At 64.0% G+C, this 25896-nt stretch carries 26 protein-coding genes; 14 read left to right on the top strand and 12 right to left on the bottom strand.

The window, feature by feature from the left end:
* Window positions 1-332: 332 nt before the first annotated feature.
* The 12 genes from AC0NID_RS17740 to AC0NID_RS17685 all read left to right on the top strand — a co-directional run bounded on the left by AC0NID_RS17740 (window position 333) and on the right by AC0NID_RS17685 (window position 11231).
* On the top strand, window positions 333-1073 hold the full coding sequence (locus AC0NID_RS17740; protein WP_473455220.1) for an ATP-binding cassette domain-containing protein: 741 nt from the start codon (window positions 333-335) through the stop codon (window positions 1071-1073).
* 33 nt (window positions 1074-1106) lie between these two features.
* The gene (locus AC0NID_RS17735; protein ID WP_473455221.1) at window positions 1107-2105 is read left to right on the top strand and encodes an ABC transporter permease; all 999 of its coding nucleotides are present in this window, start codon (window positions 1107-1109) and stop codon (window positions 2103-2105) included.
* Window positions 2106-2207: 102 nt separating this feature from the next.
* Entirely contained in the window at window positions 2208-2975 is a 768-nt protein-coding gene (locus AC0NID_RS17730) for an SDR family oxidoreductase (RefSeq protein WP_473455223.1), read from the top strand.
* A 176-nt stretch (window positions 2976-3151) separates the two neighbouring features.
* Window positions 3152-3979 carry an AraC family transcriptional regulator gene (locus tag AC0NID_RS17725; RefSeq protein WP_473455224.1) on the top strand — a complete coding sequence of 276 codons (828 nt, stop codon included), beginning with the start codon at window positions 3152-3154 and terminating at the stop codon, window positions 3977-3979.
* Window positions 3980-4136: 157 nt separating this feature from the next.
* A complete protein-coding gene (locus AC0NID_RS17720; protein WP_473455226.1) occupies window positions 4137-4580 on the top strand; it encodes an SRPBCC family protein in 444 nt (147 codons plus the stop codon).
* 16 nt (window positions 4581-4596) lie between these two features.
* On the top strand, window positions 4597-5391 hold the full coding sequence (locus AC0NID_RS17715; protein ID WP_473455227.1) for an FAD binding domain-containing protein: 795 nt from the start codon (window positions 4597-4599) through the stop codon (window positions 5389-5391).
* A gap of 52 nt (window positions 5392-5443) precedes the next feature.
* Complete coding sequence (locus AC0NID_RS17710) at window positions 5444-5926, top strand: (2Fe-2S)-binding protein (protein WP_473455228.1); 483 nt, start codon at window positions 5444-5446, stop codon at window positions 5924-5926.
* Window positions 5927-5940: 14 nt separating this feature from the next.
* The gene (locus AC0NID_RS17705; RefSeq protein ID WP_473455230.1) at window positions 5941-7308 is read left to right on the top strand and encodes a xanthine dehydrogenase family protein molybdopterin-binding subunit; all 1368 of its coding nucleotides are present in this window, start codon (window positions 5941-5943) and stop codon (window positions 7306-7308) included.
* Window position 7309: 1 nt separating this feature from the next.
* A complete protein-coding gene (locus tag AC0NID_RS17700; protein ID WP_473455231.1) occupies window positions 7310-8320 on the top strand; it encodes a xanthine dehydrogenase family protein molybdopterin-binding subunit in 1011 nt (336 codons plus the stop codon).
* A 9-nt stretch (window positions 8321-8329) separates the two neighbouring features.
* Window positions 8330-9211: an AAA family ATPase gene (locus tag AC0NID_RS17695; RefSeq protein ID WP_473455232.1), complete on the top strand. Its 882-nt coding sequence runs from the start codon at window positions 8330-8332 to the stop codon at window positions 9209-9211.
* Window positions 9212-9345: 134 nt separating this feature from the next.
* Window positions 9346-10344, top strand: a complete 999-nt coding sequence (locus AC0NID_RS17690) for a vWA domain-containing protein (RefSeq protein ID WP_473455310.1) — start codon at window positions 9346-9348, stop codon at window positions 10342-10344.
* On the top strand, window positions 10344-11231 hold the full coding sequence (locus AC0NID_RS17685) for an amidohydrolase family protein (RefSeq protein WP_473455233.1): 888 nt from the start codon (window positions 10344-10346) through the stop codon (window positions 11229-11231). The genes AC0NID_RS17690 and AC0NID_RS17685 overlap by 1 nt, the downstream gene beginning before the upstream one ends.
* A 48-nt stretch (window positions 11232-11279) precedes the next feature.
* Here the strand turns inward: AC0NID_RS17685 and AC0NID_RS17680 are convergent, their stop codons facing one another.
* Window positions 11280-12731, bottom strand: coding sequence for a DHA2 family efflux MFS transporter permease subunit (locus tag AC0NID_RS17680; protein WP_473455234.1), 1452 nt, complete (start codon window positions 12729-12731; stop codon window positions 11280-11282).
* 235 nt (window positions 12732-12966) lie between these two features.
* Here AC0NID_RS17680 and AC0NID_RS17675 point away from each other — a divergent pair, with 235 nt between their 5' ends.
* Both AC0NID_RS17675 and AC0NID_RS17670 read left to right on the top strand, forming a co-directional pair.
* On the top strand, window positions 12967-13968 hold the full coding sequence (locus AC0NID_RS17675) for an ornithine cyclodeaminase family protein (RefSeq protein WP_473455235.1): 1002 nt from the start codon (window positions 12967-12969) through the stop codon (window positions 13966-13968).
* A complete protein-coding gene (locus tag AC0NID_RS17670) occupies window positions 13965-15446 on the top strand; it encodes an HAL/PAL/TAL family ammonia-lyase (protein ID WP_473455236.1) in 1482 nt (493 codons plus the stop codon). Before AC0NID_RS17675 ends, AC0NID_RS17670 begins: the two co-directional genes overlap by 4 nt.
* Before the next feature lie 10 nt (window positions 15447-15456).
* On the opposite strand, the gene purU is transcribed toward AC0NID_RS17670, so the two are convergent.
* From purU to AC0NID_RS17615, 11 genes are all read right to left on the bottom strand, one after another.
* Window positions 15457-16338, bottom strand: coding sequence for a formyltetrahydrofolate deformylase (purU, locus tag AC0NID_RS17665; protein WP_473455237.1), 882 nt, complete (start codon window positions 16336-16338; stop codon window positions 15457-15459).
* Window positions 16335-17135, bottom strand: a complete 801-nt coding sequence (locus AC0NID_RS17660; RefSeq protein WP_473455238.1) for a 3-methyl-2-oxobutanoate hydroxymethyltransferase — start codon at window positions 17133-17135, stop codon at window positions 16335-16337. The genes purU and AC0NID_RS17660 overlap by 4 nt, the downstream gene beginning before the upstream one ends.
* A 39-nt stretch (window positions 17136-17174) precedes the next feature.
* Window positions 17175-17489, bottom strand: coding sequence for a MocE family 2Fe-2S type ferredoxin (locus tag AC0NID_RS17655; protein ID WP_473455239.1), 315 nt, complete (start codon window positions 17487-17489; stop codon window positions 17175-17177).
* A gap of 53 nt (window positions 17490-17542) precedes the next feature.
* A complete protein-coding gene (locus AC0NID_RS17650; protein ID WP_473455240.1) occupies window positions 17543-18631 on the bottom strand; it encodes a fatty acid desaturase family protein in 1089 nt (362 codons plus the stop codon).
* Between the two features lie 91 nt (window positions 18632-18722).
* On the bottom strand, window positions 18723-19904 hold the full coding sequence (locus tag AC0NID_RS17645) for an aldose 1-epimerase family protein (RefSeq protein ID WP_473455242.1): 1182 nt from the start codon (window positions 19902-19904) through the stop codon (window positions 18723-18725).
* A gap of 33 nt (window positions 19905-19937) precedes the next feature.
* A complete protein-coding gene (locus AC0NID_RS17640) occupies window positions 19938-20720 on the bottom strand; it encodes an ATP-binding cassette domain-containing protein (RefSeq protein WP_473455312.1) in 783 nt (260 codons plus the stop codon).
* Window positions 20717-21697 carry an ABC transporter permease gene (locus tag AC0NID_RS17635; RefSeq protein ID WP_473455245.1) on the bottom strand — a complete coding sequence of 327 codons (981 nt, stop codon included), beginning with the start codon at window positions 21695-21697 and terminating at the stop codon, window positions 20717-20719. The genes AC0NID_RS17640 and AC0NID_RS17635 overlap by 4 nt, the downstream gene beginning before the upstream one ends.
* 85 nt (window positions 21698-21782) lie before the next feature.
* On the bottom strand, window positions 21783-22724 hold the full coding sequence (locus tag AC0NID_RS17630) for a sugar ABC transporter substrate-binding protein (protein ID WP_473455246.1): 942 nt from the start codon (window positions 22722-22724) through the stop codon (window positions 21783-21785).
* Between the two features lie 30 nt (window positions 22725-22754).
* Window positions 22755-23669, bottom strand: a complete 915-nt coding sequence (locus AC0NID_RS17625) for a sugar phosphate isomerase/epimerase family protein (RefSeq protein ID WP_473455247.1) — start codon at window positions 23667-23669, stop codon at window positions 22755-22757.
* Window positions 23670-23695: 26 nt separating this feature from the next.
* Window positions 23696-24784 (bottom strand): Gfo/Idh/MocA family protein, encoded by a 1089-nt coding sequence (locus AC0NID_RS17620; RefSeq protein ID WP_473455314.1) that lies wholly within the window; start codon window positions 24782-24784, stop codon window positions 23696-23698.
* Between the two features lie 34 nt (window positions 24785-24818).
* Entirely contained in the window at window positions 24819-25895 is a 1077-nt protein-coding gene (locus AC0NID_RS17615; RefSeq protein ID WP_473455248.1) for an ABC transporter ATP-binding protein, read from the bottom strand.
* Window position 25896 lies beyond the last annotated feature (1 nt).

Genomic DNA, 25896 nt, shown 5'->3' with positions numbered 1-25896 from the left:
CAACCCAGGCCGATAAGCATTTCCAGATGCGGTCGCAGACCAGCGCGATAAACGCGGACGTGCCGATCCTCGACCGATAAACCTCCGCCGCCCCGCCCGGCGAGCCGGAACAGGAGATCGGCATAATCTCCTCCAGCGCCTAGCTAATATCGGCGTGCGACCAACGTCAATTGCTATTTGTCCTACAAAACGGATTTTTCGAAGGGAGCCGCTGTTGACGCCAAGAAGGCATGTGCGTAAATGGGCGAAAGCGCTGTTTCCGGGAGGAGCTGGGGAGAGCGAGGCCGCGGCAGAACCGCAGGCCGGGAAAGCACGGGGAGGCAAGAAGGCTGGTGGCGGTTCTCGAACTCACCAACATCTCGAAACACTTCGGCGCCATCCAGGCGGTCAACGACGTGTCGCTGTCGATCGAGCCCGGACAGGTGGTCGGCCTGATGGGCGACAACGGCGCCGGCAAGTCGACGCTGGTCAAGATGATCGCCGGCAACTTTCCCCCGAGCCATGGCACGATGCAGATGGACGGCAAGGATCTGGTCCTGCACAAGCCGGTGGAGGCGCGCCAGCACGGCATCGAGATCGTCCATCAGGACCTGGCGCTGTGCAACAATCTGACGGCCGCCGCGAACGTCTATCTCGGCCGCGAGCTGCGCCGCGGCGTCGGGCCGTTTCGCATTCTCGACTACGCCGCGATGTACAAGCGCGCCGGCCAGATCTTCGCCGAGCTGAAATCCGAAACCCGCCCACGCGACCTGGTCAAGCAGATGTCGGGCGGCCAGCGGCAAGCGGTGGCGATCGCCCGTACCATGCTTTCGCAAGCCAAGATCGTGCTGATGGACGAGCCGACTGCAGCGATCTCGGTCCGGCAGGTCGCCGAAGTGTTGAACCTGATCCGCCATTTGCGCGACCAGGACATTGCGGTCGTGCTGATCAGCCACCGCATGCCCGACGTCTTTGACGTTGCCGACCGCGTCATCGTCATGCGGCGCGGCCGCAAGGTTGCCGACAAGTCGATCGCGTCGAGTTCGCCCGAGGAGGTCACCGGGCTGATCACCGGCGCCATCGAACAGGTTTGATGTCACCACCACTCAAGCAGACAAAGGTCGACGATGGCAGTAACTCTTGACCAGACGATCGCACAGAAACAGCACACTTTGCTGTCCAGGGTGTTTGCCAGCCAGACCTTCTGGGTGGTGATCGCGGTCATCCTCGCCTGCCTGTTCCTGTCCGTGGCCACCGATTCCTTCGCCACGACCAAGAACCTCTACAACATCACCCGCAACGTCACCTTCGTCGCCATCATCGCGCTCGGCATGACCTTCGTCATAATTACCGGAGGCATCGACCTGTCGGTCGGCTCGGTGCTTTGCCTATGTTCGATGGTGCTGGCCGTGACCATGCATGCCGGCTATGGCATCGAGGTTGGCATTGCCGCTTCGATCGCGACAGCGCTGATCATTGGCGCTTTCAACGGTATCCTGATCGCCTATCTCGGCTTTCCGCCCTTCGTGGTGACGCTCGGCATGCTGTCGATAGCGCGCAGCCTCGCCATGGTCGCCTCCAACAACACCGTCGTCTTCCAGTTCGGACCGGACCACGACAAGCTTCTCGCACTGGGCGGCGGCGCCTGGGTGTTCGGCATCGCCAATCCGGTGCTCTATACGATCCTGCTGGCGCTGATCACCGGCTTCACGCTGCGCTGGACGAAGTTCGGCCGGCACATCTTCGCCATTGGCGGCAACGAGCATGCGGCGACGCTGACCGGCGTTCCGGTGCGCCAGATCAAGGTCGCGGTCTACATGATTTCGGCGCTGGCGGCGGGCATTGCCGGCATCATCCAGACCGGCTGGCTGGGCGCCGTCACCACCAATCTCGGCAACGGCATGGAACTACAGGTCATCGCCGCGACCGTCATCGGTGGCGCCAACCTGGCCGGCGGCATGGGCACGGCATTTGGCGCCGTCGTCGGGGCGGCGCTGATCGAGGTGATCCGCAACAGTCTCGGCCTGCTCGGCATCAATGCCTTCTGGCAAGGCACCTTCATCGGCAGCGCCATTCTGATGGCGGTCCTGTTCGACCGGATACGCAATTTCAGGCGAAACGATTAGGGCCATGATCCCCAGCCGAAGGCCCCGCGTCAGCGAAAAGCCGAAGCCGGTTTTTGCTGCGCTGACCTCCGGTTTGGATAAGGTCAGACGAAAGAGAGCCAGGTGACGAAATCGCTGTTCAGCCTCGACGGGCGGCTGGTGCTGATTACCGGTTCCGGCCAAGGCATCGGCTTTGCGCTGGCGCGGGGCCTAGCCGAGCATGGCGCGAGCCTGGTGCTGAACGGCCGCGACCCGGGCAAAGTCGGTGGCGCCGTGGCAAGGCTGCGCGACGCCGGCTTCGAGGCGCATGCATCGATCTTCGACGTGACCGACTTTCATGCGGTCGACCGGGACGTTGCCCGGATCGAAGCGGAGATCGGCGCCATCGACATCCTCGTCAACAATGCCGGCGTGCAGTTCCGCGCCCCGCTGGAGGATTTTCCCGAGGAGCAGTGGGAACGACTGTTCAAGACCAATGTCTCCGGCGCCTTCCACGCCGGCAAGGCCGTGGCGCGGCATATGATCCCGCGCGGCAAGGGCAAGATCATCAACATCGGTTCGGTGCAGAGCGAACTGGCGAGAACCGGCATCGCGCCCTATACCGCGACCAAGGGCGCGGTCAGGAACCTGACCAGGGGCATGTGCGCCGACTGGGCGAAGCACGGGCTGCAGATCAATGCCATTGCGCCCGGTTATTTCCGCACCGAGATGAACCAGGCGCTGGTCGACAACGCGGAATTCTCCGCCTGGCTGGAGAAGCGCACGCCGGCCGGGCGCTGGGGCAATGTCGACGAACTGATCGGCGCCGCCGTCTTCCTGGCCTCGGACGCGTCGTCCTTCGTCAATGGCCACACGCTCTTTGTCGACGGCGGCCTGACCGCTTCGGTCTAGCCATGCCGGCCTGGAAACACTCACCTTCTTCTTCCTATCGCTCAGTCTGAAAATCGGCCGGCGCGGCCCATGGCGGGCACCAGGCGTGCGCATGCGCCTTGACGCAGGCCCGAACTGAGCCGCACTATCCCGATTGCAGGCGAAGGGAGGCCAGTCGCCTGCGGGAGGATATACCCATGACGGAAGCGATCAGGCTCTACTGGGGCCGGTTCGGACATGTTTCTGTCCTGAACGTCGCCAGCGACTTCGTCACCCATGCCCATGTCGAGGCGCATATCATCATTTGGCTGGAAGGCACGGCCGGCGAGATGACCATCGGCCGCGAAACGGTGCGGCTTGGACCCGGTACCGCCGCCGGCATCAATTCCTTCCAGCCGCACAGCCACGCTTTGTCCCACGACGGCCGTCCCGGCCTCTTCCTCGCCTTCTACATCGATCCGGACTGGGCGCGCCGGCGCCGCGACCTGCCCGCCTCCGCGCCGCTGTTTTCAGCACCGGCGATCACGCTGGAGCCCTGGCTGCACCAGGCGGCGGCCAACCTTCTCGACCATCTCAGCGACAATGAGAGCATCGACGACATCGCCAATTACGAGATCGAGCGCTTCATCGACAGCGTGCTCGATGCCGCCGACGCCTCGGCACCGCAAGTGGCGCGCGCCCGCGTCCACACCATGCAGGACTTCCGCGTCCGCAAGGCGATCCAGCTGATGAAGGCCAATGTCTGCGAACGCATCTGCTTCGACGATGTGGCGCGCAGCGTCGGCCTGTCGCGGCCGCATTTCTTCGCGCTGTTCAAGGAGCAGACCAACCTGACGCCCAACGTCTACTGGAACACGCTGCGCATGGAGGAAGCGGTGCGGCAATTGCAGTGGTCCCAGGAGCCGCTGATCTCGGTCGCCTGCAATCTCGGCTTCACCACGCAGGGCAATTTCTCGCGCTTCTTCCGCGATCATGTCGGCGTCCCGCCGACACTTTACCGCGAGGCGGCGCGGGCCATTTCCTGAGCCGCCAGCCTGCTTTTCCAGCCTGCCCATTTTCAGACTGCCATTTCAAACCGCTTGTTTTTCAGACTCATTGATAGGCATTCAAGACGCATTGATAAGCGCCGCCGGGCTTGCCGCCCTAGCCTTCTGAGGTGCTAACTCGCAAGGGAACGATCATATGGCGAAAGTCACCATCTCCAGCGTCATCGACGCACCGGTCGAAAAGGTCTGGGCGCGCATACGCGACTTCAACGGTCTGCCGAGCTGGCATCCGCGCATGGTCGAAAGCCATATCGAGGACGGAAAGGATGCCGAAACGATTGGCTGCGTGCGCAATTTCGAGCTCGCCAGCGGCGCCCGCATCCGCGAAAAGCTGCTCGACTTCTCCGACGAGAACTTTCTCGTCAGCTACTCCATCCTGGAGACCCCGCAACCGCTCACCAATCACAAGGCCACGCTGCAGTTGCGCCGGGTAACCGATGGCGACCGCACCTATGCCGAATGGGCCGCCAGCTTCGACGCGCCTCCGGAAGAAGCCGACAAATTGGCCGAGGGCATGCGCGCCAACGTCTTCCAGGGTGGCTTCAATGCTTTGAAAAGTCATTTCGCTGGCCAAAGTTGAGCCAAGGGAGCGTTCCATGGCGCTTGCACTGCAAACTTTTTCGACGGTGAAGGACGCGGATGCGGCGCTGAAAGCCGCCGGCACCCGCTATCTCGGCGGCGGCACGCTGGTCGTGCGCGCTGCCAATGAAGGCGACATCTCGGTCTCCGGCCTCATCAGGTCGACCGAGCCGTCGCTGTCGGCCATCACCGTTTCGGGCGGCAAGGTCAGCATCGGCGCCTCGGTGACGATGGCCGCGATTGCCCGTCATCCGGAACTCGCACCTCTCGCCCGCGCCGCGCGCGCCGTCGGCGGCCCGGCGATCCGCAACATGGCGACCGTCGGCGGCAATCTCTTCGCCCCGGCGCCCTATGGCGATTTCACCGTCGCGCTGCTGGCGTTGGACGCCACCGTCAGCAGCGATAGCGGCGAGCTGCCGATCGAAACCTTCCTGGCAACACGCGAAAGCAATCACGCCATCGTCACCGCGGTCGGTTTCAGCTTGCCAGCGGAAGACGGCTTTCGCTTCCTGAAAGTGTCGCGGGTCAAGCCGAAGGGCGTCTCGGTGCTGAGCATCGCCGCCGTGCTGGAACAGGCGCCGGACGGGACCGTATCTTCGACGCGGATCGCGCTTGGCTGCATGGCCGACCGTCCGATGCGCGCCAAGGCGGCGGAGAAGGCATTGGTAGGCCGGACGCTGACCAGCGACGGCATCGCGCCGGCGCTGACTGTGGCGAGCGAGGGCACTTCGCCCATTACCGATCAGATCGCCAGCGCCTGGTACCGCAATGAAGTTCTGCCGGTCCATCTCGGCCGGCTGCTGCTCGCCTGAAAATTCCCATTGGGAGGCGCGCGCTTGCTTGGCTGCGCGCAAGGAGGAAAACATGGCAAAGGTCCCGGTTCAGTTCACGCTCAACGGCGCGGAGAAGGCCGAATTCATCGACAGCGGCACGACGCTGCTCAACGCACTGCGCGACAAGATCGGCGACACCTCGCCGAAGGGCGGCTGCCATCAAGGCACATGCGGCGCCTGCTCGGTCATCATCGACGGCGAACTCCGGCTCTCCTGCCTGACGCTGGCCGAAACCTGCAACGGTGCGGCAATCACCACGACATCGGGGCTTTCGGAGGGTGGCGTGCTGCATCCTTTGCAGCGCGCCTTCCTCGACGCCTTCGCCACGCAGTGCGGCTTCTGCACGCCGGGCATGATCATGGCCGCCAAGGTGCTGCTCGACCACACGCTGAACCCCAGCCGCGACGAGGTGGTCGAGGCGCTGTCGGGCAATATCTGCCGCTGCACCGGCTACGAGCCGATCATCCAGGCGGTGCTGACGGCCGCGCGATCCAATTCGCAGAACGCGGCTTGAGGGGAGTCAAAAAGATGGAACTCCGCAAGAGCTATTTCGCCGACCAGCGCAAGGACGATCTGCACGAAATCGGCCAGCCGCGGCCGCGCTCGGATTCCCCCAGCCATGTCACCGGCAAGACCACCTATTTCGCCGACCGAAATTTTCCCGGCATGCTGCATCTGAAGATGGTGCGCAGCCCGCACCATCACGCGCGCATCCGCAGCATCGACACGTCGGAGGCGGAGAAGCACCCGGGCGTCGTCAAGGTGCTGACCGCCAAGGACGTGCCCCACAATGTCTACACCATCCTGATCCTCATCCAGATCGGACCGGAGGACGAGACGGTGCTGGCCGACGGCAAGGTGCGCTGGAAGGGCGAGGCCGTGGTTGCGGTGCTGGCCGAGACCGAGCGGGCGGCGCAGGAAGCGGCGGCCAAGGTCAAGGTCGACTACGAAGTGCTGCCGGCCGTCTTCGACATGGAGGAAGCGCTGAAGCCCGGCGCGCCGCTGGTCAATGAATATCACGGCCAGAACTACTATCTCTACGACAGCGGCGAATGCCGCAAGGTGCGCTTCGGCGATGTCGATGCGGGCTTCGCCGGCGCCGACCACATCCTGGAACAGACCTACCAGTCCTCGCCGATCGAGCACGCGCCGACCGAGACGACCGGTTGCATCGTCGCGGCCGAGGGCAATGACCGTTTCACCTGCTATACCAACACGCAGGCGATGTTCTTCACCCTAGACAACGCCTCGATCATCCTGCAGATGCCCGGCAGCAAGCTGCATTTCGTCGGCGGCACCGTCGGCGGCGGCTTCGGCGGCAAGGTCGACGTCATCGTCGAGCCGATCGCCATCCTTGGCGCCAAGCTCACCGGCCGTCCGGTCTCCTTCATCTACAGCCGCGAGGAAGAGATGCAGATCTCGTCGCCGCGCGCCGCCGAAAAGGTCGTCATCAAGGACGGCGTCATGAAGGACGGCCGCATCGTCGCCCGCAAGGTCACCGGCTACACCGATGCCGGCGCCTATTCGCGCCACTCGCCCTATGGCGCGCAGAAAGGCGCCGGCCACTACCCCGGCCCCTACACCATCCCGAACGTCTGGATCGACACCTACTGCGTCTACACCAACCGCACCCCCTCCTCCGCCATGCGCGGCTTCGGCGTCACCATCGGCGATTTCGCGCTGGAGGTGCAGATGGACAAGCTCGCCCGGCTGATCGGCATGGACCCGCTCGAATTCCGCTTCATCAATGCCTACCGCGACGGCGACATGAAGGCGCATCGCCAGCCGACCGAAGGGGCGGCACTGATCGAGTGCATGCAGGAAGCCTCGCGCGCCGCCAACTGGCCGGTGGCGGAAAAGTACCTCTCCATGTCGTCCTACGCGAAGGGAGCTTGAGATGGCGATCAGGCGAGGACGCGGCGTGGCCGCGATCAACTATCCAACCGGCATGAATCTCGGCGGCGACCCGACCCAGGCGCTGGTGCATTCGACGCCGACCGGCAATTTCATGGTCACGCTGTCGAGCGTCGATCTCGGCCAGGGCATGAAGCAGATCATGGCGCAGATCTGCGCCGAGACGATCGGCGTACCGACCGACCGCGTCGTCGTCGACACCGCCGACACCGACACCGGCCCGCACTGCATGGGCACCTTCGCCTCGCGCGGCACGCACCGCGCCGGCAACGCCGTCATCCAGGCGGCCAGGGAGGCCCGCCAGGTGATGCTGGAAGTGGCGGCCGAGGAACTGGAGGTCAACGCGTCGGACCTCGACACCGACGGCCAGGGCAACATCCTGGTCAAGGGCGCGCCGCAGAAGTCGATCTCGATCTTCGACGTCGCGCTATCGGCGCATTTCAAGCGCGGCCGCTCGATTTCCGGCCGCGGCATGTTCCTCATCCCGCGCTCCTACCCCGAGAAAGAAACTGGCGCGATGAAGCCATCGACCTGCTATGCGCATGCCTGCACCGTGGCCGAGGTCGAGGTCGACGACGAGACCGGCGAAGTCACCGTGCTGACGGTGAAGAACGTCTTCGAGATCGGCCGCGCGCTGAACCCGAAAATGGTCGAGCAGCAGCTTGTCGGCGGCTCATGGATGGGCATCAGCCATGCGCTCTACGAGACGACCGAACCTTATTATCCCAATCGCGACCATGGCGGCACCGACTTCAACCAGTATCTGATGCCGGGGCCGGGCGATCTCGCGCAAACCGAGATCATCGTGCTGGAACGGCCTTCGGCCGACGGACCCTATGGCGCCAAGGGGCCGGGCGAAATGTGCGCCAACCCGCAGATCCCCGCCGTGGCCAATGCCGTTTTCGACGCCGTCGGCGTGCGCATCGACACGCTGCCGATCACGCCGGAGCGGATTTTGCGCGCGCTGAAGGCGCAGGCCGACGCGCCGAACTGAGTGTTGGAAATGCCAAAGGTGAACGCCGAGATATCAGCAGCCTCACCCGAGGCGGTGGCGACCCGCCTCGCCGCCTCGCGCTATCTGGCCGATGAGAGCCTGGCGACCGCCATCTTCCTGGCGATCCGGCTGGGCAAGCCGCTGCTGCTCGAAGGCGCGCCGGGCGTCGGCAAGACCGAAGCGGCGAAGGCGATCGCCGAAGTGCTCGGGCGCGATCTGGTGCGGCTGCAATGCTACGAAGGCATCGACGCCGCGCACGCGCTCTACGAATGGAACTACCAGCGCCAGTTGCTCGCCATCCGTCATGCCGGCGAGCACGAGGTCGATATCTATGACGATCGCTTTCTGATCGCGCGGCCGCTGCTGCAGGTGCTGAAGGCGCCGGAAAAGCGCGTGTTGCTGGTCGACGAGATCGACCGTTCGGATCATGAGTTCGAAGCGCTGCTCCTGGAATTCCTCTCCGATTTCCAGATCAGCATTCCCGAGCGCGGCACCATTCGCGCCACGGCGCAGCCGATCGTCATCCTGACCTCGAACCGCACCCGCGAGTTGGCGGAGGCACTGCGGCGGCGCTGCGTCTACCACTGGATCACCTATCCCGACGCCGAGCGCGAGGCCGCCATCATCATGCTGCGCGCTGGCGATGTGGCGCAAGCCACCGCGCGCGCCGTCGCTTCTGCCGTGCGCGACATCCGCGCCCGTCCGCTGGCCAAGCCGCCGGGCATCGCCGAGGCGGTCGAATGGGCGAATGCCGCGACGATCCTCGAAAAAGGCGGCAGCCCGTGGCCGGAAGCCTTCCGCCGAGCCATCGGCGTGCTGATCAAGGACGAGGAGGACTTGTCCTATATCGCGCCCCAGCTTGGCCGGATCGTCGAGGAGGCATTGGCGTGAGCGCCACAGCCTTGCCCCAAGCGGCCGCGCCCTTGCTCGGTTTCGGCCGGTTGCTTCGCCGTTGCGGTTTTCCCGTCGCGCCGGAGCAGATGTCAGGCTTCATGCAGGCGGTGACGCTGCTTGGTCCCCGCTCGATGGCGGATATCCACGAGGCCGCTCTCGCCACGCTGGCGCCGCCGCCCGACCGCCGCGACGAATTCGAGGCGCATTTCCAGAGCTATTTCTACGGCAATACCGCGGCCGTGGTCGAAGGCGAGGCCGACGAGGAAAACCGCATCAAGGACGACGGCGGCGCGGGCGAAGAAGAAGTCCAGGTGGCGCGCCAGGAGGAAGGCGGCGAACTGGCGTCCGGCGCCGAACGGTTAAGCGCCCGCGACTTCCTCCAGCGCGACGGCGATGGGTTGACCGCCTTCCGCCGCAAACTGGCGTCCGCCTTGCCCGCGCGCCGCTCTTTCCGCACCGTGCGCACGCACGCGCGCGGCAAGCTCGATCTGCGCCGTTCGCTCCGCGAAATCGTCAGTGCCGACGGCGATGTGCCGTCGCCGCTGCTGCGCCGCCGCCAGACCGTGCCGCGCAAACTGCTGCTGTTGATCGATGTTTCCGGGTCGATGAAGCTGCACACGTCAGACTATCTCAAACTGGCACATGCGGCGGTGCAAGGCGCGGACCGGGCGGAGATCTTCACCTTCGGCACAAGATTGACCCGTATCACTTCGGCGCTGCGCATTCGCGACCGCGACCAGGCGCTGGCCCGCGTGGCTGCACTGGTCGACGACTGGGACGGTGGCACCCGCATGGGACCGACGCTGCTCGCCTTCCTGTCGGTGCCGCGCTTTTCCGCTTTCGCTCGGGGTGCGGCGGTCGTCATCCTGTCCGATGCGCTGGAGCGCGGCGACCATGCCGAGCTGGAAATGGCGATGCGCCGGTTGAGTGCCCGCGCCTTCCGGCTTTCGCTGGCGACACCGCTGGCCGGCGATCCGCGTTTCCAGCCAGCGACGGCGGCCCTGCGCGCCATGCTGCCGGTGCTCGACGATCTGGTCGACGGTTCGTCGGTGAAAAGCCTCACCGATTTCATCCTGTCGCTCGCCCGCCCCGCCCCGGCGGCCGCGGCAATCTGGAAAAGGGTTTCGTGATGCAAAAGGCGATCGACGCGCATTTCCACATCTGGCGCCGAGAGGATCAGCCCTGGCTGCGCGGACCGATGGTGCCGCGCATCTTCGGACCTTACGAGCCGATCCGCCGCGACTATCCGATCGAGGAATTCCTCGCCGACCAGAAAGGCTCCGGCGTCGAGAAGGCAGTCTATGTCCAGACCAACTGGGCCAAGGAGGATTGCGAGACCGAGGTCGCCTTCCTGCAGAAGACGGCTGACGAGACCGGCTGGCCGCATGCCATCGTCGGCTATGCCGATATGACGGTGGACGATGTCAGGCCCCAGATCGACCGGCTGATCAAATACCCCCTGCTGCGCGGCGTGCGGATGCAACTGCATTGGCACGAAACGCCGGCCTTCCGCTTCGCCGCTTCGGCAGATCAGGTCATCGACCCGAAGGTCCGGGCCAATGTGGCGCGGCTCAAGGATTACGGCCTGTCGTTCGACCTGCAGCTTTTCCCCGCCCAGATGCAGGACGGGCTGACGCTCGTCGGCGAGAATCCAGAGACCAATTTCATCCTCACCCATGCCGGCATGCTGACCGACATGTCGGAGGAAACCACGGAAGCCTGGAAGGCTGGGCTGCGCACGCTTTCAGCGGCGCGTAACCTCTACGCCAAGCTGTCCGGTCTCGGCACCTTCGTCCACCGCAACGATCCGGCGCTGATCGCCTACATCGTCGACAACGCGATCGACATCCTCGGCAGCGACCACCTGATGTTCGGCTCGAACTTCCCGATCGAGAAACTGTGGACCAGCCACGCCGAACTGATGAAGGCGCACCGGGATGCGGTTGGTAAGCATGGAGCGGCCGCCGAAGCGGATATCTTCTGGAGCACGGCGGATAGGGTCTATCGGCCAGTGTAGGAGTACGCGCTTCCCTTCTCGGGTTGTGAGAGGACGTCGAGCTCGACGTCAGTTCTGCGGAAGATGGCCCGAAACCTCGGCGCCCGCGGCCGGCCGCAGCGCCAGGAAGCGGAACGAGGCCGCTAGCCCGATGGCGCCGATCGCCAGGAACGCGATGCGAAAGTCGACAAGGCCGAGCGCCGGGACGCCCCTCGCGATCTGCGACAGGTTGAGCAGCGCCGCCGCCACCGCCACGCCGAACAACATCGCCACCTGTTGCAGCATGCTGGACAAGGTCGCGGCTGAGCTGCGCTGCGATGAGGCGACGTCGGCGAAGGCCAACGTATTGAGTGCAGTGAACTGCATCGAACGCGTCAATCCGGCGATCAGCATCAGTGCCACCACCAGCGCTTGCGGGGTCTGCGGCGAGATCGCCGCGCAGGCCATGATCGACAAAGAGGCGATCACGCCGTTGACGACCAGCACCGAACGGAAACCGAAGCGCCTCAGCGTCGGTGTCGTCACAGTCTTCATGCCGAGATTGCCGAGAAAATAGGCGAGGATCAGCATGCCGGCATCGACGGGCCTTAGGCCGAAGCCGACCTGGAACAGCAGCGGCAGCAGGAACGGCGTTGCGTTGATGGCGACCCGGAAAATGGTGCCGGCCGACAGCGTCGAGATGGCGAAAGTCTGCACCTTGAACGCGGTGAGGTCGAGCAGCGGATTGTTTGCACGCACCAGATGCCGCACTGCCAACCAGCCGATCAGGGTGCCGGCGACAAGCGGCACCATAGTCGGCAAGGCGCCGTCTTCGGTATGGGCGATGCGCTCGAGGCCGTAGAGCATCGAGGCGAGCCCCACCGACGTCCACAGGAAACCCGGCCAGTCGAACGGCCTGGTCTCGGAATCGCGGTCGCCGGGAATGAAGCGGGCGACCAGCGCCAGGCCGGCCAAGCCGAGTGGAATGTTGATGAAGAAATTCCAGTGCCAGGAGAGGTAGGTGGTGACGAAGCCGCCAAGCACCGGCCCGATCACCGGCGCGAACAGCGCCGGCCAGGTGATCAGCGCGGTGGCGTTGAGAAGCTCGGACTTCGGGGCGTTGCGCAGCACCAGGATGCGGCCGACCGGCGTCATCAGCGCACTGCCCAGACCTTGCACGGCACGCGCGGCGACGAACTGGGTCAAGTTCTGCGAGATGCCGCAGGCGATCGAGGCCAGCGTGAACAGCGCGATCGCCACGAGGAAGATGTTGCGCGCGCCAAAGCGGTCGGCGAGCCAGCCGGACAGCGGCACGAACACCGCCATCGTCAGCATGTAGACGGTGATGCCGATGCTCATCGCCACCGCCGGCACGCCGAAGGATGCTCCCATCTGCGGCAGCGATGTCGAGATGATCGTCGAATCCAGAAGCTGCATGAAGAAGGCAACGGCGACGATCAGCGCCACGCGCCGGGCCGCCGTCGCGGTTTCGGCCAAGGCTTTGTTTTCGGGAATGGCTTTGTTTTCGGGGATGGCGGTCATGCGCAGAACTGTCCGAAGCTCCATCGGCGACCGAACAATTGTCCGGCAAATCGATGACGCACCGGTTTGAACAGCATTTGGGCGGCGCCGTCCAGACATGGACCAACAAAACTTTCGTGTCGTATCGCGACCAGTTATGCGATGACTGAACCTCGCACCGAAGCAGCCTTTGATACTTCGCGACTTCGTTTGCCTTTTCTGACTAGGACCCCTCTTCATCAGGACCAATCTGCGCATGAAGCCAATCTACATCGATTATCTCAACGCCCTCGACATCGAAGCCCTTGATATGACCGATGGGGAAATCATCGAAGCGGTCGAGGCCGGCCTGGTGGCGCAAGGCAACGGCCAGACGGTGATCGAGCCGCGCGTCCATCTCGAGCCGGACCCTTCGTTCAACGGCCATTTCAACGTCCTGCGCGGCTACGTCGCGCCGCTCGACGCGGCCGGCGTCAAGATCGTCGGCGACTATGTCGACAATTACCTGCACGGCCTGCCGTCGGAATTCGGTATCCTCAACCTGTTCGACCCGCGCACCGGCACGCCGCGCGCCATCCTCGACGCCACCGTCATCACCGACATGCGAACCGGCGCCGTCACCGCCATCGGCGCAAAACATCTGGCGAAAAAGACATCGAAGGTTCTCGCCCATATCGGCGCGCGCGGCACCGCCTACTGGAACGTGCGCCTGCTCGATCATCTCTTCGACTTCGACGCGATCCGCGTGCATTCGCGTCGGCCGGAGAGCCGCGACGGATTTGCCGCCAGGCTGTCCGCCGATCTCGGCAAGAAGGTCACGGCGGTCGCCGACTGGCACTCCTGCGTCGAAGGCGCCGACATCGTCGTCGAGGCCTCGCGGCTGCCGGAACCGCAGCCGCTGCTGAAGACCGAATGGATCAAGCCCGGTGCGCTGGTGATGCCCTACGGCACGATGAGCGCGGTGGAACTGTCGCTGACCGACATCATGGCCAAGATCGTCGTCGACGACTGGGGTCAGTGCAAGGGCGGCAAATTCGGCTCGCTGCGCGCTCATGTCGAGACCGGACGGCTGAGCGAACAGACGCTGCACGCCGAACTTGGCCAGATCGCCGCCGGCCGCAAGCCGGGGCGTGAGAGCGACCACGAGACGATCCTGTTCTGGCATCGCGGCCTGTCGCTCTCCGACATCGCGCTGGGCAAGGCGATGCTGGCCAAGGCGCAAGCGCAAGGCATCGGCCAGCGGCTGCGCTTCGCATGAGTGCGCTTGTCCTCACGGGAGCTGGCGTCAGCATCGAGGATGTCGCGGCGGTTGCCCGCGGCGGACGCAAGGTGGAGGTGGCGCCTGCCGTCCGCGAGAGGCTGGACAGGGCGCGCAAGGTACTCGATCGCGCCGCCGCTTCTGGTCAGCCGATCTATGGGCTGAACACCGGGCTGGGCGCCAATCTCGGCACGTCGGTCAGCGGCGACGCCGGCGCCTTCCAGCGCCAGTTGCTGGAGGGACGCAGCGGCGCGGTGGGTGACGCGCTGCCGCAAGACATCGTGCGGGCGACAATCCTTGCCCGCGCGGCGATGTTCTCAGTCGGCGGTTCGGGTATTTCATCAGCGGTTTTCGTCGCTCTCATTGAAGCGCTCAATGCCGGCGTGCATCCGGTGATGCCCTCGCTGGGCTCGATCGGCGACAGCGACCTTGTGCTGATGGCTACGCTCGGCCGCATGCTGACCGGCGACGGCGAGGCCGACTTTCAGGGCCGGCGCATGCCGGCGGCCAAGGCGTTGGCGATGGCGCGCCTCGCCCCTGTCAGCCTCGCGCCCAAGGACGGGCTGTCGCTGATAAGCGCCTCGGCTGTGTCCGCCGGCAGCGGCGCGCTGGCGGTGGGTGACGCACTGTCCGCCTTCGCGCAACAACAGCAGGCAGGCGCGCTGACCATGGAAGGCATCGGCGCCAACCAGACGATCCTCGATCCGCGCCTGCAGACGGCGCGACCGGCCGCCGGCCAGCAGCAGGCGGCAAAAGGCTTGCGCGACCTGCTTGCGCGCGACAAGGCGCAGATGCCGACGACCTTGCAGGACCCGCTGTCGATCCGCTGCATGCCGTCTATCCATGGCGCGCTGCTGCAGGCAATCGATCAGGCCGGGCAAGCCGTCGAGATCGAGCTCAACGCCGCCGCCGACAACCCGCTGGTGCTGGGCGACGACGACATGGTGCTGTCGACCGGCAATTTCCACACCCCGTCGCTGGCGCTTGCCTTCGAGACGCTTGGCCTGGCCATCGCTCAATGTGCGGCCGCCTCCACCGCCCGCTTCATCCAGCTCACCGGCTCGGGCCGCAACGGCCTGCCCAAATATCTGTCGCCGGCCGGCGGCGCCTCGGCCGGCTTCGTGCCGCTGCAAAAGACTGTGACCGCTATCCTCGCCGCCATCCGCCACAAGGCCAACCCGGTGATGCTCGACTTTCTGCCGGTCTCGGAAGGCGTCGAGGACCATGCGACGCAAGCACCGCTGGCCGTTTTGAAATGCACCGACATGATCGTGCTGTGGCAGCGGCTGATCGCCTTCGAACTGATGGCGGCCGCACAGGCAGTCGACCTGCGCGACGGCCTGACGCTGGCGCCGGCGACCGCCGCGATTCATGCGGCGGTGCGCGGCCTTGTTCTGCCGCTCAAGGAGGACCGTCCGCTCGGCACCGACGCCGAGGCGATTTACGCCAGGCTCGCCAGTGGGGAGTGGCGGGCCTAGAGAGCGCTCGTCAAAAGACGATTGTCTTGTGGCCGTTGAGCATGACGCGGGCTTCAAGATGCAGCTTGACGGCCCGCGCCAGCACGCGGCTTTCGATGTCGCGACCGACGGCCACGAAATCCTCCGCGCTCATCGCATGGCTGACGCGCTCTGTTTCCTGTTCGATGATCGGCCCTTCGTCGAGATCGGACGTGACGTAATGTGCTGTCGCGCCGATCAGCTTGACGCCGCGGTCGAAGGCCTGGTGATAGGGTTTTGCACCCTTGAAGCTCGGCAGGAAAGAATGGTGGATGTTGATCGCCCGCCCGTAAAGCCGGTCCGACAGGCCTTTTGAAAAGACCTGCATGTAACGCGCCAGGACGACGAGCTCCGACCCCGTCTCCTGCAAGAGATTCAGCAGCTTCTGCTCCTGTTCGGCCTTGTTTTCCCTGGTCGTCGGCCAGTGGTGGTAGGGGATGCCTTCCATCTCGGCGAAGCGCCGGGCATCTTCATGATTGGAGACGACGGCGGCGACCTCGGCATTCAGCCAGCCGACCCTGATCTGGTAAAGCAGATGGAGAAGCGCATGGTCGAACTTCGAAACCATGACGACGATCCTTGGACGACGAGCCTGGTCGACCAGCGCGGTTTTCATCCCGAACCGGTCGACGGACGATTTCAGGGCTCGCTCCAGATCGTCCTTCGTCGCGCCTACCGGGCTGGTGAATGCAATCCGCATGAAAAAGCGATTGGTCTGCCGGTCCCAGAACTGGCTGCTTTGCGCGATGTTGGCGCCGTTCGCGGCAAGCTCCGTGGTGACCGCGGCAACGACCCCTGGCCGGTCTTCACACGATAGATTGAGAATATGAACCGGCCTTACATCGCCAGTTGCAGCATTGCCGTCAGGTTTCACGCGCCGTCGACCCTTTTCATGAACAGACCAAGTTGGTCCGGGTCCATATGCACCACATGCTTGTCTTCGGGATAGGCCAGGCTGTTCACATCGGCGACATATTCGGAAAAAGCGGCGATGCGTTCCGCCTGCAGGCGGTCATATTCAGCGGCGAAATTGCGATAGACCTTGGAGTGGCGGGGCATATGGCCGCGGTTCTGACCAAGGATGTCATCGGCGAACAGATATTGCGCGTCGCAGCCGGTGCCCGCTCCCATCGAGAGCATGATCAGCGAAGTTCGTTCCGAAATCGCCTTGGCCACCTCGACTGGCACCACTTCGATCTCGGCGCCGACAGCACCTGCGGCCTCATACTGCTTGACCGCCTCGTAAATCTGCATGGCGCTGTCGGCGGTCTTGCCGACGGCCTTGAAGCCGCCGGTCCAGGTCGCGCGGGATGGAATGAGCCCAACGTGGCCGATCACCGGAATGGCGTCATCGGCCAGCCGCTTGACGGTGGCGAAGCCGGCGCTGCAGTAGACCGCGTCGGCGCTGGCCTTATAGAGCCGGAACGCCCAGCGCACGAAGTCGTCGGCGGTGCCGATCTCGTAGAAATTGTCGCCCGGCATGGTAAACAGGCTGGGTGCGGCATCGCGGTATTGCGGGTTCAGCACCAGCTCCGGCGGCACCGAGACGATGTCAACCCCGGCCCGTTCGGCCGCCTCGGCCTCGTCCATCGTCAAAACGCGCAGCATGGTCAGCTGCCGCTTGCCCTTCATGGCGCGCAGATCTGCGATCGTGGGTCTTTTCCGGCTCATCGGTTTTGATTCCTTTTGTTGCGTGCTGCAGCAGGCCGATCAGGCGATCTGGATCATCACCTTGCCCGCTTCGACCTTGACCGGATAGGTCTGCAAATCAACGCAGACCGGAGCGCCCTTGGCCTGGCCGGTCTTGTAGTTGAAGCGGCCGTTGTGCTTGGGGCATTCGATGATGTCGTCCATCACCAGCCCGTCGGCCAGATGGGCCTTCTCATGGGTGCAAAACCCGTCGGTGGCGAAGAATTCGTCGCCAGGGGAACGGTAGATCGCAAAGGTGCGGCCGCCATGATCGAAGCGGATCACGTCCTCTTCCTCGACATCGTCCGCGGCGCACGCCTCAACCCAATCGGCCATCTCTGTCTCCTGAAATCTTTGGTCCGGCAACCGGCAGCCGCAGGCCAAAAGCCCTATTCCGCCGCCGCCGAGACGGTCACGTCATGGAACTCGCCACGGTAGGGCTGCGCCGTCGGTGGCAGCTCGCGCTTGAGGAAATAATCCTCATATCTGAGCTGCTTGAGCAGGACCGGCCAGACCTCGCGATAGGCATGCCACATCGACGGGTTTGGCTCCGGCAAATCGTGCTTGATCAGCTCATGCAGCCTGGGCAGCGCATGGTAGGGCACCATCGGGAACATGTGGTGCTCGACATGGTAGTTCATGTTCCAATAGATGAACCGGCTGATCGGGTTCATGTAGACGGTCCGGCTGTTGAGCCGGTGGTCGATCACATTGTCGGCCAGGCCGATATGCTGCAGCAGGCCGGTCAGCACCATGTGCCAGGTGCCGTAGAGGCGAGGCAGGCCGATCAGCACCAGCGGCAGCCACGACCACATGTAAAGAGCGACCGCGATGGTCGCGACGTAGATGGTGACATGCCAGCGCGCGGCGGTGACGACCTTCGGCAGCTCCATCTCCGGAATGAAGCTCCTCTCATCAGGCGAAATGTTGCCAAACGCGTTGCGCACCAGCGTCGGCAGCGAATAGCGAAAATCGAGAATACCGGTGAAGGCAAGCGCTGCGCGCACAAGGTCCGGCGGGCGCATCACAGCGATCTCGGCGTCGCGTCCGACGATGATCGTATCGGTGTGATGGCGGGCATGGCTCCAGCGCCAGGTCACCGGATTGCGCATCAGCATGAAGCTGGCGATCTGGTAGACCACATCGTTCATCCAGCGCGTCCGGAAGGCCGTGCCATGGCCGCATTCATGCCAGCGCGAGTCGCTGGCGGAGGCGTAGAGCACGCCATAGACGAAGAAGAACGGCACGCACCACCAAGTGCCCCAGAAAGTGATGCCGCCGGCAGCGGAACCCAGGATGGCCACGATCCAGATGATCGTATCACGGATTGCCGGACTATCGGAACGTTGCATCAACTCCTTCATTGCCTTGCGGGAGACGTCGGTGTGGTACCATTCGGCCGACGCCAGCCCCGTCTCGATCGCCCTGCGCGTGCTTTCGCCGACCAGGCTATAGTCGCGCTTCATTGAGCCAGCCATTGTGACCTCCAAATCCCGATAGGCCGCGAACCCTCCCCGCTCCGACCGGAACCAATCTTGAAACTGGTGCTTTGCATCGTCCTCGCCATCATCACGACCTGCCTCCGAGAACCGGAAAATTGCCTGACGGCTGCGGATAATCATGCTGCGGCTGCCTGGCGATCTCCGCGATCCGGCTTTCAACGGTCGCGATATCGCCGGCGCCATCGAGAACCCGGAACACCGCATTATAGGAGCGGCTATCGCCATGCTCCAGCCAGATCATCTCGCCGCGTTCGCGCGCGGCCAGGTTGCCGAGCACGTGATGCGTCGACGGCTCTATGCCCAGCGCATACTGTCCCGCCTGGAAATTCTGCCACTCATAGGCACACGGCAGCTGGTCCTTGCGCGTGATGACCTCAAGGCCGAGGCCAAGACGGTCGTTGACCACCGCTACCGGCACCTCGCCCTTGGCGTCAGCGCCGAGTTCGTGCTGCCAGACCTGTTCCTTGAAACCCAGTTGCGGCGCCGGCACCGTCCGGTAGCCGACCTTCTGCGCCTCGTAGCGGTCGCCGGCATGCCCGGCCCAGACCACATCCCGGATCGGCGCCAGATAGCGCGAGCCTTCGTCGAGCACGGGGTGGCTGACATTGATGTGGTAGAAATACATATGCGGCGTCCGGTTGAAGCCATGATTGACGACGCGGTCCGAAAGCCGGATCTCGTTGCCGCCGACATCGGCCTCGATCCGCCGCAACAGATGCAGATCCTCGCCGAACACCGTCGATTGCTGGACGATCGCCTCGGCCCAGAGCGCGCAGCGGTCGCCGTGCCATGTCTCGCCATAGCCGGTCAATCGCGCCGGGATGGTGCCGACGCGGCCGTGCAGCGAATGTCGCACCGTCCTCTTCGGCGGATAGTTGTAGCTGTCGGCCGGCACCTCATTCATGAACAGGATGTGGTCGAGACCGCAGGTCAGCAGCAGGCCTGAAAACGACCGCGCCCAAGCCAGCCCCTCCTCGCCTTCGTACTCGTGCAGGCCGGGATGGCGAAAGCCGCTCGGCGAATGCCAGCCGATCGCCTGCCCCTTGAAGTCGCAGTCGGCGATATCGAGGGCCCGGTCGACGAGCGCGGTGAAGCGCAGGCCGGAGCCGGTGCGGAATTCGAGCATGCGGATGCCGCGCTCCACGCCGTCGCCAAGCGTCATCAGCCGCACGCCGGCGAATTGCGACAGCATGCCGGACCGCTCCGAGACCTGCCGGCGCGACAGCGTCTTGCCGTAAAGCTCTACCATGTGACGGCCAATTCGTTCACTTTGCTCCCGCCTTCATCTCGCACGAGTCTCCTTGAGCAGGGCCGACATGTCGGCGCCGGTGATGATGCTCTCCACGGTCAACAGGTCGGTATCGGCGACCGTCTGCTCGGCGACGATCTCGCCGCGGCGCATGACGACGATGCGGTCGGCGACCTGGAAGACGTGGTGGATGTTGTGGGTGATCAAAAGCACGGAATGGCCGGCCGCGCGTACCTCCTTGACGAAGCGCAGAACGCCGTGTGTCTCCTCGACGCCGAGATTGTTGGTCGGTTCGTCGAGAATGATGACCTTGGCGGCGAACTGCATGGCCCGCGAAATCGCGATCGACTGGCGCTCGCCGCCCGACAGCGTGCTGACCAGCGCATCGGCGTCGAGCTTTTTCGAGATGCCGACGCGCTTCAAAAGGGCGGAAGCCGCATCGCGCAATTTGGCGAGATCGAGCGGCGCGAACACGCCCAACCACTTGAGATTGACCGGCTCGCGGCCAAGAAAGAGATTGCGCGCAATACTGAGGTCCGGCGCCAGCGACGTGTCCTGATGAATGGTCTCGATGCCGAGATCCATCGCGTCGCGCGTCGAACGGATGGAGACTTTCTGGCCACGGACATAGATCTCGCCACGGTCGACGGGAAAGACGCCTGAGATCGCCTTGATCAGCGTGGATTTTCCGGCCCCGTTGTCGCCCAGCAAGGCCACCACCTCGCATTCGCCAAGCGTGAAGGACGCGTTCTTCAGCGCGCGGACGCTGCCGAAGGATTTTTGCAGGTTCTGCAGTCGAAGCACTTCCATGGTCAGCTCCTGGCGGCGTTCTTCTGCAGCAAGGCGTGCAGGATGAGCATCGCGAGGATGATGACACCGACGAAGATATTGTAGGCGAGCCCCGGCACGCCGATCAGCACGATGCCGTTTCGGATGCTGCGCAGCATCAGCGCGCCGACGATGGTGCCCAGAATGGTGCCGCGCCCGCCGGTCAGCGCCGTGCCGCCGACCACCACCATGGCGATGACTTCGAGTTCATAGCCGGTGCCGGCCACCGGCGAGGCGGCCGAGATGCGGAAAGCGCTGATCATGCCGGCGAGACCCGCCAGCACCGAGGTCAGGATGAACAGCCAGATCTTGACCGTATCGGCCGGCACGCCGCGCGCCACCGCCGCGTTGCGATTGGAACCGATGGCGCTGATCCAGTTGCCGAGCTTGGCGTAGCGCAGCACGTAAATCGCCAGCAGCGACAGGCCGACGAACCACCACAGCGAGGTGTAGAACCGGAATGATCCGATGTTGAAACTGCCGGCGAGCAGCGTCACGAAGAAGCCGGGCTGGTCCCAGGATTTCAGCGGAAAGCCCTGCGTGATGTAGAGCGCGGCACCCCGCACGACGAGCAGCATCGACAGCGTGACCAGGAAGGAAGAAATGCCGATCTTGGTGACAATGAGGCCGTTGGTGGCCCCGATCGCCACGCACAGAATGAGCCCGACGAGCAACGCCACGCCGATGCTGGCCTCGCCATTCTGCACCAGCAGCATGACCACAACCGGCGCCAGGCCGAATACCGCGCCCACCGACAAGTCGAACTCGCCCGCCGTCAGAAGCAGCGTCATGCCGAGCGCGATGATGCCGAGCTCGGGCAGGAACGCCATCATGTTGGAGATGTTGAGCGGCGACAGGAAATTGGCGTCGGCGATGGCGAACACCGCCAGCAGCACGATGAGGATGATGAGCGAGGAGAATTGCGGCGAGCGGACCAGGCTCGACCTGCGTTTCCCCACCGGCATTTCCTCTTCCGCGGCAATTGTCATGACTGCTTGAACCATATTTCAGGGCGACGCCCGCCGCCTGCGCGGCGGGCGTCAGTTTCCATCACTTGTCGTAGAGTTTCAGGATCGGTTCGACGCTTGTCGCGTCGTACAGGCTGAACGTGTGGATGTCGTAGCCGATCGGCTCACCCGAGGCGGCGAGCCCGAGCAGCGCGACCGGCATGAAGCCTTGCGCCGAAGGGAACTGCCAGGCGGCCGCGTTGACGAAGCCGGCCTTGACGGCTTCCGCGGTTTCCCTGGAGTTGCCCCAGCCGACCACCGGGATCTTGCCCGCCGGCACGCCGGCGCCGTCGAATACCCGCTTGACGCTGGCCGCCACGGAATCGCCGAGCGCAATAATCGCCGGCGGATTGTTGGCCACCATATAGTCGGTCATCTTGGCGATGATGCCGGCCGGATCGGTGCCGCAATCGACCACGTCGTATCTGATGCCGAGCGGATCGAAGACGCTGGCGATGCCTTCGGTCTCGAACTGCTGGTAGCTGGCACCCGGCACTTCTACCGGCAGGAACACCTTGTCGCCCTGCTTCACCATTTTGTTGTCGACGAGGTACTTGGCCCAGATGGCGCCGGCTTCCTTGAGATCAGCACCGACATAGGCCTGCCGTCCAGTCGCGGGATCGTCGGTGTTGAAGAACACGATCGGGATGCCTGCGGCCCTGGCCGCCTTTACCTCTTCCGTCCACAGGCCGGGCTGGGCCGAGGTGGTGCCGATGCCGTCGGGCTTGGCGGCAAGTGCCGAGTTGAAGGCTTCCTTCTGCGCCGCCATGTCGCCGCCGCTGAAGGAGATCTTGCAGGTCACCTTGAGCTGGTCGCAGGCCTTGGTGGCTCCGGCATTCCAGTCGAGCCAGAACGCATCCGACGGGCCGCCATGCGACAGGAGATAGAACGTCTTCTGGCCGTCCTGTGCGAATGTCGGCGAGCCCAACCCTATCCCTGCAAACAAAGTCGCGGCTACCGCCACTTTCAATCCGAATTTCAACATTTCGCTTCCTCCATTGTGGTGCGCGACCTGTCAGAGGCCGTTGGCGCGGAACTTGCCGTCGAGGAATTTCTTGGCGCGCGGCACGTCATCCTCCGAGAGATGTTCGATGATGACGGGGATGTTCGGGTGCTTTTCGGCGAGCCGCTTGAGATAGAGGTCGTAGTTCAGCGAACCGAGACCGGGCGCCGGCAACTCGATCTCGCCGACGCCCCGGAAAGTGTGGCTCTCCAGCGCGTCCTCGTCGCCGATGTCGGCGTGCTTCTCCGACTTGTCGCCGCCCGAGCGCTTGACGTCCTTGGCGTGGGCTATTTTGATCTTGTCGGTCAGCGTGTCGAACACCTGGTTCAGGATCTGGTCCATCCTGTCGATATTGTGCGTCTCGAAATAATTGGTCGGGTCCATCAAAAGGCCGAGGCCTGGATGGTCGACCTGTGCGAACATCTTCACCGTCTCCTCGACCGAGCCGACGACATTGTTGACATAGGTTTCGAGCAGGAAGACCGCGCCATGGTCGTAGGCCGTCTGGGCAAGATCGGCGATGACCTTGCGGCATTCCTCGAAGCCTTCCTCGGTCTTGTTCTTGGGATGGTGCACCCAATCGGACTCGGTGTTGTAGGTGCCGGTTTCCGAGATCACGTAAGGCGAACCGAAATCGCGGGCACTGCGGATGATCTCCTTGAGATAGCCGACGCGCTTCTCGCGCTCCGCCATGTCCGGATGGATGATGTTGGTGTAGCCCGACACGCAGCACACCGGCAGATTGTGATCGCGGAAGGTGTCGCGCACCGTCCTCGCCTTTTCCTTGGTGATCTGCCCGGCCGACAGGTCGACATCCCTGAAATGCAGGTCGAGCTGCACGGTGTTGAAATCGAGTGCGCGGATCTTCTGCGCGGTTTCCTTGAGGCTGTACGGGAAATAACCCGTAAAAATACCTGCCTGCATCATGGTATGAAGTCCTCCCTGTAAGTGATTCAGTTAATTGAGATTTCGGACAGCCCGACCGTGCGGCCCTCGTCGATCGAGCGATAGCCGGCTTCGATCAGCGCCATAGTCTTGACGTTGTCGGCGACGGAAAGGGCGGGCGGCTCACCGGTCTTCACCGCGTGTTGGAGCTGCTCCATCACGCCGATGAAGGCATGCGGGAACCACATCGTGTCCCACCTGGGCGTCACCCATTCGCCGCCGGTGGTCTCGGTCGAGGCATAGGTCAGCGTCGAAGCGGAGCCTGTCGGCCAGCCGATCGTGCCCTTGGCGACGCCTTTCGTACCATCGACGCGCCAGTTGATGTGCTGGTCATCCTTGTAGCCTTCCTGGCGCGGGCCGGACCAGACATCCTCCAGCGACACGGCAAGCACGCCTGACGGAAACCGCATCGTCGAGACGGTGATGCCGTCGGAATGGTCGAACTTCGTGCGCGGATCCTTACGCGTCAGCGTGGTGATCTCGTCGGGATCGCCGAACAGGAAGCGCAACACGTCGAGATGGTGGACGCTCATATTGGCAAGCGTCAGCCGGTCGTAGTCCTCGAGAAAGCTCTGCCAATGCGGGATCGCATGCATGTCAATCTGCGCGAAGACGATGTCGCCGAGCGCGCCGCTGTCCATGATCTGCTTCAGGACGCGCATCGACTGGTCGTAGCGCATGTTCTGGTTGACCGAGAGGATCTTGCCGGCCTTGGCAGCCTCGTCGCGCAGTTCGATCGCGTCCTTGAGCGACAGCGCCAGCGGCTTCTGCGCCAGGATCGCCTTGATATGCTTCTGCTTCAGCGCATGGCGGATCAGCGCCGGTTGCTGGTCCGGCGGAAAGGCAAGATCGATGATCTCGACAATTTCGTCCTCGATGAGCTGTTCCGGCGTGTCGTGGACAGTCGGGATATCCCAGCGCCTGGCGACCTTCTCGGCGATGGCCTTGGTGCGCGAGGCGATCGCCACCACCGGAAAGCCGGCTTCCTTATAGGCAGCAAGATGGCATTCGGCCATGATCATGCCGGCGCCGACACAGCCGATCTTGTATTCTCTGGTGCGAACCGTCACGTCCGGCTCGAAACCCTTGCTCACCATGTCTTCCTCCAGAAGCTCGTTCTTGCAGCCGCTGTCATCGTGCCAGCGCTCCTCCGCTTTGCCCAAAATAATGCACGCGGGCCGGCTCGCAGGATATCGCCACCATCGCGTCCGGCCTGATGTCCGGCTGGCCGCGCAGCAGCGCCCTGAGGCGCGCCTGCCCGGCGGCGAGCGTCACCACGGTGTAGCCGCCGAGCGGTTCGACCTCGAACACGCGCGCCGGGCGGCCCGCACTCCCAATCGCGCATCCATCGTCCGACCAGGGTCGGACCTTGATGTCCTCGGGCCTCAGCCCGATCTCCACGGCATCGGCCGGAGCAGCCTTGTCGGCGATGCGGATCGTGCCGTCCGCCGCCTCGACGCCGCGCTCACCTCGCACCGAAGCTAGTATGTTCATCATCGGTGACCCCAGCAGCCGCGCCACATAGGTGCTCGCCGGCCGGTCGTAGATCTCGGCCGGCGCGCCGATCTGCCTGATCTTGCCGTTCTCCAGGATGGCGATGCGGTCGGCGACCGACATCGCCTCTTCCTGGTCGTGGGTGACATAGATCAGCGTCTTGCCGAGCTCGCGCTGGATACGCTTCAGCTCGACGCGCGTCTCCTCGCGCAACCGGGCATCGAGCGCCGAGATCGGGTCGTCCATCAGATAGGCGGCGGGATCGCGCACCAGCGCGCGGGCGATCGCCACGCGTTGCCGCTCGCCGCCTGAGAGCTGTGCCGGCGGCTTGTGCAGGATATGGCCGATATGCAGCTTGGAGGCGACATCGGCGACGCGCTTTTCGATCTCGGCCTCGGCAACCCTGCGTTCGACCAAAGGAAAGCGCACATTCTCCAGCGCGCTCATGTGCGGAAACAGCGCCAGATTCTGGAACACCATGGCGACGTTGCGTTCGGCCGGCGATACCGCGTTGACCGGCCTGCCGCCGATCAATATCTCGCCCGTATCCGGCGTCTCAAGACCGAGCACCAGGCGCAATATTGTCGACTTGCCCGACAGCGGCGGCCCGAAGAGGCAGAAGAACTCGTTGTCGTTGACGGTGAACGAGGCGTCGTCGACGGCGAGCGTGCTGCCATAGCGTTTCGTCACGTTGCGGAAGACGATATCGGCCATG

This window comes from Mesorhizobium sp. WSM4821 (genome assembly GCF_055901555.1).
The sequence above is the reverse complement of the archived record's forward strand: the minus strand, read 5'-3'. Positions and strand labels throughout refer to the sequence as shown.

Excerpts from the sequence above, each read along its gene's own strand:
- AC0NID_RS17735 (WP_473455221.1), top strand. The coding sequence starts at position 1,107 with ATGGCAGTAACTCTTGACCAGACGATCGCACAGAAACAGCACACTTTG.
- AC0NID_RS17725 (WP_473455224.1), top strand. The coding sequence starts at position 3,152 with ATGACGGAAGCGATCAGGCTCTACTGGGGCCGGTTCGGACATGTTTCT.
- AC0NID_RS17720 (WP_473455226.1), top strand. The coding sequence starts at position 4,137 with ATGGCGAAAGTCACCATCTCCAGCGTCATCGACGCACCGGTCGAAAAG.
- AC0NID_RS17715 (WP_473455227.1), top strand. The coding sequence starts at position 4,597 with ATGGCGCTTGCACTGCAAACTTTTTCGACGGTGAAGGACGCGGATGCG.
- AC0NID_RS17710 (WP_473455228.1), top strand. The coding sequence starts at position 5,444 with ATGGCAAAGGTCCCGGTTCAGTTCACGCTCAACGGCGCGGAGAAGGCC.
- AC0NID_RS17705 (WP_473455230.1), top strand. The coding sequence starts at position 5,941 with ATGGAACTCCGCAAGAGCTATTTCGCCGACCAGCGCAAGGACGATCTG.
- AC0NID_RS17700 (WP_473455231.1), top strand. The coding sequence starts at position 7,310 with ATGGCGATCAGGCGAGGACGCGGCGTGGCCGCGATCAACTATCCAACC.
- AC0NID_RS17695 (WP_473455232.1), top strand. The coding sequence starts at position 8,330 with ATGCCAAAGGTGAACGCCGAGATATCAGCAGCCTCACCCGAGGCGGTG.
- AC0NID_RS17690 (WP_473455310.1), top strand. The coding sequence starts at position 9,346 with ATGGCGGATATCCACGAGGCCGCTCTCGCCACGCTGGCGCCGCCGCCC.
- AC0NID_RS17685 (WP_473455233.1), top strand. The coding sequence starts at position 10,344 with ATGCAAAAGGCGATCGACGCGCATTTCCACATCTGGCGCCGAGAGGAT.
- AC0NID_RS17680 (WP_473455234.1), bottom strand. The coding sequence starts at position 12,731 with ATGACCGCCATCCCCGAAAACAAAGCCATTCCCGAAAACAAAGCCTTG.
- AC0NID_RS17675 (WP_473455235.1), top strand. The coding sequence starts at position 12,967 with ATGAAGCCAATCTACATCGATTATCTCAACGCCCTCGACATCGAAGCC.
- AC0NID_RS17670 (WP_473455236.1), top strand. The coding sequence starts at position 13,965 with ATGAGTGCGCTTGTCCTCACGGGAGCTGGCGTCAGCATCGAGGATGTC.
- AC0NID_RS17660 (WP_473455238.1), bottom strand. The coding sequence starts at position 17,135 with ATGAGCCGGAAAAGACCCACGATCGCAGATCTGCGCGCCATGAAGGGC.
- AC0NID_RS17655 (WP_473455239.1), bottom strand. The coding sequence starts at position 17,489 with ATGGCCGATTGGGTTGAGGCGTGCGCCGCGGACGATGTCGAGGAAGAG.
- AC0NID_RS17650 (WP_473455240.1), bottom strand. The coding sequence starts at position 18,631 with ATGGCTGGCTCAATGAAGCGCGACTATAGCCTGGTCGGCGAAAGCACG.
- AC0NID_RS17645 (WP_473455242.1), bottom strand. The coding sequence starts at position 19,904 with ATGGTAGAGCTTTACGGCAAGACGCTGTCGCGCCGGCAGGTCTCGGAG.
- AC0NID_RS17635 (WP_473455245.1), bottom strand. The coding sequence starts at position 21,697 with ATGCCGGTGGGGAAACGCAGGTCGAGCCTGGTCCGCTCGCCGCAATTC.
- AC0NID_RS17630 (WP_473455246.1), bottom strand. The coding sequence starts at position 22,724 with ATGTTGAAATTCGGATTGAAAGTGGCGGTAGCCGCGACTTTGTTTGCA.
- AC0NID_RS17625 (WP_473455247.1), bottom strand. The coding sequence starts at position 23,669 with ATGATGCAGGCAGGTATTTTTACGGGTTATTTCCCGTACAGCCTCAAG.
- AC0NID_RS17620 (WP_473455314.1), bottom strand. The coding sequence starts at position 24,784 with ATGGTGAGCAAGGGTTTCGAGCCGGACGTGACGGTTCGCACCAGAGAA.
- AC0NID_RS17615 (WP_473455248.1), bottom strand. The coding sequence starts at position 25,895 with ATGGCCGATATCGTCTTCCGCAACGTGACGAAACGCTATGGCAGCACG.